Origin of the sequence: Streptomyces sp. NPDC002130 (assembly GCF_040296465.1) — a bacterium.
Taxonomy (GTDB): Bacteria; Actinomycetota; Actinomycetes; order Streptomycetales; family Streptomycetaceae; genus Streptomyces.
On record NZ_JBEOXI010000294.1, the window covers coordinates 1 to 9,177 of the forward strand.

General features: G+C 71.7%; 11 protein-coding genes and 1 riboswitch. Of the genes, 5 read left to right on the forward strand and 6 right to left on the reverse strand.

The annotated features are described in order from the left end of the window. Positions 1-136: 136 nt before the first annotated feature. Positions 137-370: a (2Fe-2S)-binding protein gene (locus tag ABT116_RS35625; RefSeq protein WP_351642684.1), complete on the forward strand. Its 234-nt coding sequence runs from the start codon at positions 137-139 to the stop codon at positions 368-370. Positions 371-379: 9 nt separating this feature from the next. Here the strand turns inward: ABT116_RS35625 and bfr are convergent, their stop codons facing one another. Further along, a complete protein-coding gene (gene bfr / locus ABT116_RS35630) occupies positions 380-856 on the reverse strand; it encodes a bacterioferritin (RefSeq protein WP_344457173.1) in 477 nt (158 codons plus the stop codon). A 175-nt stretch (positions 857-1,031) separates the two neighbouring features. Here bfr and ABT116_RS35635 point away from each other — a divergent pair, with 175 nt between their 5' ends. Next, positions 1,032-1,682: a sulfite oxidase-like oxidoreductase gene (locus ABT116_RS35635; protein ID WP_351642687.1), complete on the forward strand. Its 651-nt coding sequence runs from the start codon at positions 1,032-1,034 to the stop codon at positions 1,680-1,682. A 4-nt stretch (positions 1,683-1,686) separates the two neighbouring features. On the opposite strand, the gene ABT116_RS35640 is transcribed toward ABT116_RS35635, so the two are convergent. The 5 genes from ABT116_RS35640 to thiO all read right to left on the reverse strand — a co-directional run bounded on the left by ABT116_RS35640 (position 1,687) and on the right by thiO (position 6,869). Continuing rightward, a complete protein-coding gene (locus ABT116_RS35640; protein ID WP_351642690.1) occupies positions 1,687-2,565 on the reverse strand; it encodes a deoxyribonuclease IV in 879 nt (292 codons plus the stop codon). A gap of 58 nt (positions 2,566-2,623) precedes the next feature. Beyond that, complete coding sequence (gene pknB, locus ABT116_RS35645) at positions 2,624-4,558, reverse strand: Stk1 family PASTA domain-containing Ser/Thr kinase (protein ID WP_351642693.1); 1,935 nt, start codon at positions 4,556-4,558, stop codon at positions 2,624-2,626. 141 nt (positions 4,559-4,699) lie between these two features. Continuing rightward, entirely contained in the window at positions 4,700-5,497 is a 798-nt protein-coding gene (locus ABT116_RS35650; RefSeq protein ID WP_351642697.1) for a thiazole synthase, read from the reverse strand. Between the two features lie 2 nt (positions 5,498-5,499). After that, a complete protein-coding gene (gene thiS / locus ABT116_RS35655) occupies positions 5,500-5,700 on the reverse strand; it encodes a sulfur carrier protein ThiS (RefSeq protein WP_351642700.1) in 201 nt (66 codons plus the stop codon). After that, positions 5,697-6,869, reverse strand: coding sequence for a glycine oxidase ThiO (gene thiO / locus ABT116_RS35660; protein ID WP_351642703.1), 1,173 nt, complete (start codon positions 6,867-6,869; stop codon positions 5,697-5,699). The genes thiS and thiO overlap by 4 nt, the downstream gene beginning before the upstream one ends. Next, positions 6,867-6,978: riboswitch (TPP riboswitch) on the reverse strand. It overlaps the preceding gene by 3 nt. Positions 6,979-7,030: 52 nt before the next feature. Here thiO and ABT116_RS35665 point away from each other — a divergent pair. The 3 genes from ABT116_RS35665 to ABT116_RS35675 all read left to right on the forward strand — a co-directional run bounded on the left by ABT116_RS35665 (position 7,031) and on the right by ABT116_RS35675 (position 9,084). Beyond that, a complete protein-coding gene (locus ABT116_RS35665; RefSeq protein WP_351642706.1) occupies positions 7,031-7,381 on the forward strand; it encodes an avidin-fold protein in 351 nt (116 codons plus the stop codon). A gap of 32 nt (positions 7,382-7,413) precedes the next feature. Continuing rightward, the gene (locus ABT116_RS35670) at positions 7,414-8,655 is read left to right on the forward strand and encodes an NAD(P)/FAD-dependent oxidoreductase (protein WP_351642709.1); all 1,242 of its coding nucleotides are present in this window, start codon (positions 7,414-7,416) and stop codon (positions 8,653-8,655) included. Between the two features lie 111 nt (positions 8,656-8,766). Further along, on the forward strand, positions 8,767-9,084 hold the full coding sequence (locus ABT116_RS35675; RefSeq protein ID WP_351642712.1) for an Rv2175c family DNA-binding protein: 318 nt from the start codon (positions 8,767-8,769) through the stop codon (positions 9,082-9,084). The last annotated feature ends 93 nt before the right edge of the window (positions 9,085-9,177 follow it).

Here is a 9,177-nt window from a genome sequence, read left to right on the forward strand (position 1 = left end):
GGAAAGGCGGACGCCGGATACGTTGCGGTGCTGTTCGGGTCCGCGCTCCACTTTTCCGCTCCCGACCCGACGGGTAAGGTTAGGTTAGCCTCACCGATCAACGGGGACGGCAGATCCGGGAACGACCCGTCGGGAGGTGAACGGCGTGTACGTGTGCAGTTGCTTCGGCATCACCGAGCAGCAGGTCAAGCAGCACGCGGACGGCGGCGCCTGCACCCCCCGCCAGATAGCCTCCGCCTGCAAGGCGGGCACCGACTGCGGGTCCTGTGTACGCCGCATCCAGGCGATCCTGGGCAGGGGATCCTGCCCCCGCCGCGACCTGGCCGACCGCGGCGAGCCGGTGCTCGCGGAGCTGGAAGACGCCGCCTGACGGCAGGAGCTAGCTCGGCTGCTCGATCTGCTGCGCGATGTACAGCGCCTCACCGAGCTTGTCGATCAGCTCCAGCTGCGTGTCCAGATAGTCGATGTGGTGCTCCTCGTCCTCGAGGATGGACTCGAAGAGGTTCGCGGACGTGATGTCGCCCTTGCTGCGCATCACCTCGATGCCGCGCCTGAGCCGGTCGATCGCCTCGACCTCGACCTGCCGGTCCGCCTGGAACATCTCGGTGACCGTCTGGCCGACCCGTACATGGAAGAGCCGCTGGTAATTGGGCAGGCCGTCCAGCATGAGAATGCGCTCGGTGATCTTGTCCGCGTGCTTCATCTCGTCGATGGATTCTTCACGCGTGTACTTGGCGAGCTTGGTCCAGCCGTTGTTGTCCTGGATCCGGTAGTGCAGCCAGTACTGGTTGATCGCCGTCAGCTCGCCGGTCAACTGCTCATTGAGGAATTCGAGGACCTCGGGGTCGCCCTGCATCGCAGAGGCTCCTTCCGCGCGGGGGAACTGGCAGGTTGCGCCGCATGATTCCACTGGTGAAGAAGATCGTCCAGTAAGTCTGCACTTAGTAAGTAAGGGCATGCTTAGTCGAGTTTGTTCCGTTTCGCGGTGACCTCGGTCAGGGGCATCACCCCGGGTCTGTCAGGATGGAGTCATGGGTCAGCCGCTGGAACACGAATCGGGAGAAGGGCGCGATCCAGCAGGAGCGGCGCAGCCGGAGCTGCCCCCGGGCCAGCGGCTGCAACGCGGCTGGCCGGTCACGCACTACGGACCCGTCCCCAAGTTCCGGCCCGAGCGCTGGGAGTTCCGCGTCTTCGGTGCCACCGCCGGCGGCGGCAAGCACTGCTGGACGCACGAGGAGTTCACGGCCCTGCCGCACACCACCGTCGTGGCCGATCTGCACTGCGTCACGAAGTTCAGCATGCTGGGCGCCGAGTGGGGCGGCATTCCCGCCCGCACGCTCCTCGACCTCGCCCCGCCCGCGGACGACGTCACCCATGTGATGGTGTGGGCCGAGTACGGATTCAGCTCCAACCTCCGGCTGTCCGACTTCGCCGACGAGCAGGTCCTGTTCGCCACCCACAAGGACGGCGAGCTGCTCACCGCCGAGCACGGCTTTCCGCTGCGCCTGATCGTCCCCCACCTCTACGCCTGGAAGGGCCCCAAGTGGGTGCGCGGTGTTGAGTACATGACCGCCGACCGGCGGGGCTTCTGGGAGGAGCGCGGCTACCACAACATCGGCGACCCCTGGCGGGAGCAGCGCTACTCGTACCAGGAGCTGCCGGGGGACGGCCCCGACCTCTGAGCGGTCAGCCGTCGCGCAGCTTCTTCAGCCGCTCCACGTCGGCCGCGTGCCCCTGCTTGCCGCCCGGCGTCTCGATGATCAGCGGCACGCCCGCGGTCGCGGGATGCGTCATCAGCGCCCGGAACGGGTCCTCGCCGATGTGGCCGACGCCGATGTTCTCGTGCCGGTCCTTGTGCGCGCCCACGACGTCCTTGGAGTCGTTGGCGTGGATCAGCTTCAGCCGGCCCTCGCCGACGGTGTCCACCAGCAGGTCCAGCGTCTGGTGCATGCCGCTCGGGCCGGTCAGGTCGTGCCCGGCGGCGTAGATGTGGCAGGTGTCCAGGCACACGCCGAGCATCGGGTGGGCGTCCAGAGCCTCGAAGTACGGGCCGAAGTCCCACGTCCGCGAACACAGCGAGGCGCCCTGCCCGGCCGTCGACTCCAGCAGCAGGAACGGGTCGTCGTCGTGGGTCAGCTCGTCCAGCAGCGGCAGCAGGTGCTCCCGTACCTGCTTCAGCGCCACGGACCGCTCCCGGCCCCCGGTCGCGCTGCCGGTGTGCACGACCACGCCCAGCGCCCCTATTTCCCGCCCGCGCCGCAGCGAGTGCCGCAGCGACTCCACCGACCGCTCCACGGTCGCCTCGGTGTGCGAGCCGAAGTTGATCAGGTAGGGGGCGTGCACATAGGCCGGGATCGACTCGGCCGCGCACGCCTCGCGGAACGCCTCGTCCTGCTTGGGGTTGCCGGTCGGCGTGGCCCAGCCGCGCGGGTTGGCGACGAAGACCTGGACGGCCTCCGCCTCCAGATCACGGGCGTACGACAGGCCTACGGAATGGAGCCCACCGGCCACGGGGACGTGGCCGCCCACCGGGTTGCGGGAGGGACCGGACAGCTGACTGTTCACCCGTTCAGGGTGTCATGCGTCCGGCCCTGCCCCGTCCGCGGGCCTCTGCCCGCCGGCCTCACCTGATCTTGATCGTGATCGTCGAGCCCTTGGGCGCGGTCTCGCCGCCTTCGACGGACTGGCTCTTGACGGTGTCGCCGAACAGGCCGAGCAGCCCGCGGTCCTCGTCGACCTCGAACCCGGCGCCCTCCAGCGCCTGCCTGGCGTCGTCGACGCTGTCGCCGACCACGTCCGGGACCTCGATCATCTCGGGTCCCTTCGACAGCGTCAGCGTGACGGTGTCGCCCTCGGCCGCCGGGCCGCCGGACCTCGGCGTCTGCCGGACGACCTGGCCCTTGTCGTACTCGGAGGAGTTGACCCGCTCGGTGGCGATCTTCACCTTGAGGCCGGCGTCCTCCAGCTCGGCCCGGGCGTCGGCCTCGTCGTCACCGGTGACGTCGGGGATGTCGATGCGGGCGCCCTTGCTGACGACCAGTGCGACGGCCGTGCCCGCCCGCACCTTCGTGCCGTCCGCAGGGCGCGCGGAGATCACCGAGCCGCGCGGTACATCCTCGCTGAACTCCCGGGTGACCATGCCCGGCTCCAGCCCGTCGTCCCTCAGCTGGTCCTGCGCCGTGCCCAGTTTCCGACCCGCCAGGGCGGGCACGCGCACGGTCTCGGGGCCGTCGGAGATGGTGAACGACACGGAGTCGTTGACGCGGATCCGGGCGCCCGGCTCGGGGTCGGTGCCGATGATCGTGCCGCGCTTGACGGTGTCGCTGTGGGCATGGCTGACCTTGCCGACCTCCAGACCCGCGTCCTGCAGCCGGTCCTCGGCCTCGTCCTGGGTCTTCGCCAGCAGCGGCGGGACTTTGGTGAACTGGCCGGAGTTGATGTACCAGATGCCGGCGCCGAGGCCGAGCACGAGCAGGACGGCCACGGCGATGGCCGCCGGTCCGCGCCGGAATCCCGGGCGGCGTCGCCGGGACGGCGGAGGCGGCGGCGGGGTCGCGAACCTGCTGGTGCGGTCGAGGGCGGCCCCCTCGTCGTCCTCGTTCACCGGCAGCGGGCGCGGTGTGGTCAGGGCGCGCGGGATCACGGTCGTCCGGTCGTCGCCGTTGTCGTGGTCCACCGCGAGCGCCTGCGGCGGCACCGCGTCCAGCTGCTCCTCGTCCAGCCGGCCGCGTCCGTCGCGGACCTGCGCGAGCAGCGCCACCGCGTCGTGCGGGCGCAGAGCCGGGGTGCGGGCCGTCGCCGAGGCCACCATCGCGTCCAGCTCGTACGCCATGCCGGGCACGGCGGCCGAGGGCGGGGGCACGTCCTCGTGCAGGTGCTTGTAGAGGATCACGGCCGGGGAGTCCCCGTCGTGCGGCTTGTCGCCGGTCAGCATCTCGTACAGCATCACGCCGCACGCGTACACGTCGACGCGGGGATCGGCGGTGCCGTCCTCTATCTGCTCCGGGGCGAGGTAGGAGACCGTGCCGAGCACGGTGCCGGTGGTGTTCGTCACCGTGTCCACGGCCCGGACCAGGCCGAAGTCGGCGACCTTGACCCGCCCGTCGTCCCCTATCAGGACGTTCTCCGGCTTCATGTCGCGGTGCACGAATCCGGCGCGGTGCGCCGCGCCCAGGGCGGCCAGCACCGGCTCCAGGATGTCCAGGGCGGCGCGCGGCTGCAGCGCCCCGCGCTCGCGCAGCACGTCCCGCAGGGTGCAGCCCGCGACGTACTCCATCGCCAGGTACACGTACGAGCCGTCGGTGCCCTGGTCGAAGACCTGCACCACGTTCGGATGGGCCAGCCGGGCCACCGACTTCGCCTCGCGGATGAACCGCTCGACGAACGAGGCGTCGACCGCGAGCGAGGGATGCATCACCTTGAGCGCGAGGACCCGGTCGAGCCGGGTGTCCACGGCCCGGTAGACCGTGGCCATCCCGCCGACCGCGATCCGCGCGTCGATGCGATACCGGCCGTCGAGCACCTGCCCGACCAAGGGGTCCTGAAGGGTCGTGTCCACGCAGGCGAGTGTACGAGCCGACACCGACAGCTCTTCCGCCCCGCCCGATTTCGGGGCGCGACTGCAGCCGACCTGTGACGTCTGTCCGCCCCCCCCGCTGCGCCGGGCTGCGGACCGACCCGCCCCCAGCACAAGCGCGGGTCACTGAAAAGCAGGCCGCTCCGGATCGAGCACAGCCATACCCTCACCCGGCGAAGACGCCTGCGCGAAGTGCCGCCGCGGGATGCGCCCAGCTCGATACGCCAACCGCCCGGCTTCCACCCCGCTCCTCATGGCGGAAGCCATCAGCACGGGTTCCTGCGCCCGCGTCACCGCCGAGGCGAGCATCACGCCCGCACACCCCAGCTCCATCGCCAGCGCCGCGTCCGACGCCGTCCCCGCGCCCGCGTCCAGGATCACCGGCACGCGCGCGTGCTCGACGATCAACTGGAAGTTGTGCGGGTTGCGGATGCCGAGCCCGGAGCCGATCGGCGAGCCGAGCGGCATGACCGCCGCGCAGCCCACGTCCTCCAGCTTCCGCGCGAGCACCGGATCGTCGTTGGTGTACGGCAGCACCGTGAACCCGTCGTCGACCAGGGTCTCGGCCGCCTCCAGCGTCTCGATCGGGTCCGGCAGCAGGGTGCGCTCGTCGGCGATGACCTCCAGCTTGATCAGGTCCGTGCCGAGGGCCTCGCGCGCCAGGCGGGCCGTCAGGACGGCCTCGCCGGCGGTGAAGCAGCCCGCCGTGTTCGGCAGCACCCGGATGCCGAGCTTGTCGAGGACGGACAGCACCGAGCCGTGCACCGAGGCGTTCACCCGGCGCATCGCGACCGTGGTCAGCTCCGTCCCGGACGCGACCAGCGACCGCTCCAGCACGTCGAGGCTGGGCGCCCCGCCCGTGCCCATGATCAGACGGGACGTGAAGGACGTACCACCGAGGACGAACGGATCGTCGGCCATGGTCAGCCTCCCTGGACGGCGGTCAGGACTTCCACGCGGTCCCCCTCGGACAGGGGCGTGGCGGGCCACTGGGTGCGTGGGACGACGGTTTCGTTGAGGGCGGCGGCCACGCCCGAGGGCGAGGCCGTGAGCGACCTCACGACGGTGTCCAGGGCCGTGCCGGGCCCGACGTCCCGGGGCTCGCCGTTGACGGAGATGTTCATGCGGGCTGCTCCGTGAGTGCGGTGGCGGGACTGAAGCGTTTCGGGGTGAAGGGGCGGGCCTCCCCGGGGAGTTCGCCCGTCGCCAGGACGTGCGCCATGGCGTCGCCGGTCACCGGTGTGAGCAGGACGCCGTTGCGGTAGTGCCCGGTGGCCAGCAGCAGCCCCTCCAGACCGGTGGGCCCGAGCAGCGGCGCATTGTCGGGGGAGCCGGGCCGCAGCCCGGCCCTGGTCTCGGTGAGCGGCAGCTCGGTGATGCCCGGGACCAGCTCGTGCGCGTCCCGCAGCAGCTCGTACACGCCGCCCGCGGTTACGGTGGTGTCCCAGCCCAGCTCCTCGCTGGTGGCCCCGACGACCAGTTCGCCGCTCGCGCGCGGCACCAGGTAGACATGGCTGCCGCGCACGACCGCGCGCACGGTCCGGCTCAGGAACGGCCCGTGCCGCAGCGGCATCGTCAGCCGCAGGACCTGCCCCTTCACCGGCCGCACGGGAGGCAGTACGTCCTCCGGAACGCCCGCGAGCCGCCCGCTGAGACTGCCCCCGGCGAGCACCACCTGCCCGGCGGCGGCCTCGGTCCCGTCGGCCAGGACGGCGCCCGCGGCCCGGTCCCGGACCACGGTCAGCCGTTCCGCCCACGTCCGGTGGAAGACCACGCCCGTCCGCTCACAGGCGGCGACCAGGGCACCGGCCAGCCGCCGGGGATCGATCTGGTGATCGCCGTCGACCCGCAGCCCGCCGCGCACGCCCGGCGCGAGCATCGGCTCCAGGCGCCGGCACTCGCGTCCCGACAGCCACTGCGACTCCAGGCCCGACTGCTGCTGCAGGGCGTGCAGTTCGCGCAGGTGGGCCCGGTCGTCGGCGTCCAAGGCCACGGCGAGCGTGCCGCAGCGGCGGTAGCCGAGGTCCCGGCCGGTCAGCTCGGTGAGCTCGGCGGCGAAGTCCGGGTAGCGCCGGGCCGAGGCGAGATTCAGGCCGAGCAGGGTCTGCTCGCCGTAGTGCAGCTCCGTGACGGCGGCCAGCATGCCGGCCGCGACCTGTGCGGCCCCGCCGCCCGGCTCGGGGTCGACGACGGCCGTGGCGAATCCTCGCTGCGCGGCCCGCCAGGCCGTGACCAGGCCGATGATCCCGCCCCCGATGACCAGGACGTCTGACGATGTGGACGTAGGCGACATGGGCGTCCAGCCCCTCCCTTCGCCGGCATGACCCGGATCAGGTTCGTACGGTCGGAGGCCGCCAGCCTCCCTCTCAGCCCGGTGCGTCCGGGCTCCCGCGAGTGCTTTACGTTGGCCACCCTAGCCCGATGCCCTGCCCCGCAGTAAGGGAGCCTCAGTCCATGGCCCGGTCCCTCGACGGTCTCGTCCTCGCCCCGGTCGCCGACCAGGCACCGGGTCAGGTGGGCACCCGCACCCGGTTCACGTACCACGAGCGGGAGGGCGAGATCTGGGCCGAGTACACGGGCGGCGACGTCGTACGCGGGCATCTCGTGGGTACCCGGGAAGGTGACCGGCTGGACTTCCGGTACGTCCAGCTCAAGCGGGACGGGACCACGTCCTCGGGGCACTGCGTGTCGGCGGTCGTGGAGCTGCCCGACGGGCGGGTGCGGCTGGAGGAGACCTGGGAGTGGGAGTCCCGGCGGGGCAGCGGCACGAGCGTTGTGGAGCAGGTCACGGCGCATGAGCACTGACTGACAAAACGTCAGGTGTCTATGGTGATCAGGTGAGCGAGCAGACGCAGGAACGAGGTCCGTCCGCGCCCCGGCGCGTCGTCGTGGCGGGTGCGGGCATGGCCGGGGTGCAGACCGCCGTCGCGCTGCGCGAGCAGGGCTTCACCGGTGACGTGATCCTCATCGGCGCCGAGCCCCACCAGCCGTACGACCGGCCCCCGTTGTCCAAGGCCGTTCTGCTCGGCAAGTCCGAGGGCTCCGCCTTCGACATCGACTTCGAAGCCCTCGGCATCGAACTGCGGCTCGGCTGCGAGGTGCTGGGCCTGCGCCCCGCCGACCACGAGCTGGACACCGAGGCCGGGCCGGTGCCGTACGACGTCCTGGTCGTCGCGACCGGCGCGGAACCCGTCCGGCTGCCCGGCACCGAGGGCGTGCCGGGTGTGCATCTGCTGCGCACCCTGGACGACGCCGAGCGGCTGCGGCCGGTGCTGGCCCGCCAGCACGACATCGTCGTCGTCGGCGCGGGCTGGATCGGCGCGGAGTTCGCCACCGCCGCGCGCGAGGCGGGCTGCGCGGTGACCGTGGTCGAGGCCGCCGAACGCCCGCTCGCCGGGGCGCTGCCGGCGGAGGTCGCCGCCCCGATGGCCGGCTGGTACGCCGACGCGGGCGCGGTCCTGCGGACGCACGCGCGCGTGGAGCGTGTCGAACCCGGTGTCGTCGTCCTCGACGACGGCTCGCGGCTGCCGGCGGGCGCTGTCGTCGTCGGCATCGGCGCCCGCCCCGCGACTGCCTGGCTGGCCGGTTCCGGGATCGAGCTGGGCCCCCACGGCGAGATCGTGGCCGACGAGCATCTGCGCACGGCCGTGCCGGATGTGTACGCGGTCGGCGACTGCGCCTCCTTCCCCTCGGGGCGCTACGGCGAGCGCCTGCTGATCCACCACTGGGACAACGCCCTCCACGGTCCGCGCACGGTCGCCGTGAACATCGTCGGCGGGGCCACGGGGGAGACACCGGCGGTGTACGACCCGGTGCCCTACTTCTGGTCCGAGCAGTTCGGGCGGTTCGTCCAGTACGCCGGGCACCACGCGGCCGCGGACACCACTCTGTGGCGGGGCGACCCTTCCGGTCCGGCCTGGACGGTCTGCTGGCTGCGGGGCCAACGGCTGGTCGCACTCCTGGCGGTGGGGCGGCCCCGGGACCTGGCGCAGGGCCGCCGCCTGATCGAGTCCGGCACACCGATGAACCCGGTGCTGCTGGCCGATCCGGCCAGGCCCATGAAAGCGGCGACGGCGTAGACGCGACGGCCTCGGTGAGGGCCGCGGGGCGGTGCTGCCGGGCCCGGCGCGTCCGCCCGGGTGGACCGGTCCGACTTCCGACTGTCAGTGGCAAATGGCAGGCTGGTTTCCGTGACCGAGATTGACGCAAAGATCGATGCTCTCGTCCCCGCCTGGCTCACCCTCCCCGACATCGCCGAACAGCTCGGCGTCGAGGTGACGCGTGTGCGGCAGCTGGTCAAGGACGGCCAGCTCATCGCCGTACGCCGAGGTGAGAACCGCGCGCTGCACGTCCCTGCCGCCTTCATCGACGGGGACAAGGTCGTCAAGGGCCTGTCCGGGACCCTGACGCTCCTGCGGGACGACGGCTTCACGGACGAAGAGATGCTGGAGTGGCTCTTCACCCCGGACCCCAGCCTGCCCGGCACGCCCGCGCAGGCGCTCAGCTAGTACTTCTACTCCGACAAGTGCGGCTCGTTCGCCCGGATCGAGAACTCCCGGCCCGGTTGCGCCGCCGTACTGCAGCGCTCCGACAGCAGCGCG

Coding starts and splice junctions, on each gene's coding strand:
- ABT116_RS35665 (WP_351642706.1), top strand. CDS start 7,031: ATGGCCCGGTCCCTCGACGGTCTCGTCCTCGCCCCGGTCGCCGACCAG.
- ABT116_RS35650 (WP_351642697.1), bottom strand. CDS start 5,497: ATGGCCGACGATCCGTTCGTCCTCGGTGGTACGTCCTTCACGTCCCGT.
- thiS (WP_351642700.1), bottom strand. CDS start 5,700: ATGAACATCTCCGTCAACGGCGAGCCCCGGGACGTCGGGCCCGGCACG.
- thiO (WP_351642703.1), bottom strand. CDS start 6,869: ATGTCGCCTACGTCCACATCGTCAGACGTCCTGGTCATCGGGGGCGGG.
- ABT116_RS35635 (WP_351642687.1), top strand. CDS start 1,032: ATGGGTCAGCCGCTGGAACACGAATCGGGAGAAGGGCGCGATCCAGCA.
- bfr (WP_344457173.1), bottom strand. CDS start 856: ATGCAGGGCGACCCCGAGGTCCTCGAATTCCTCAATGAGCAGTTGACC.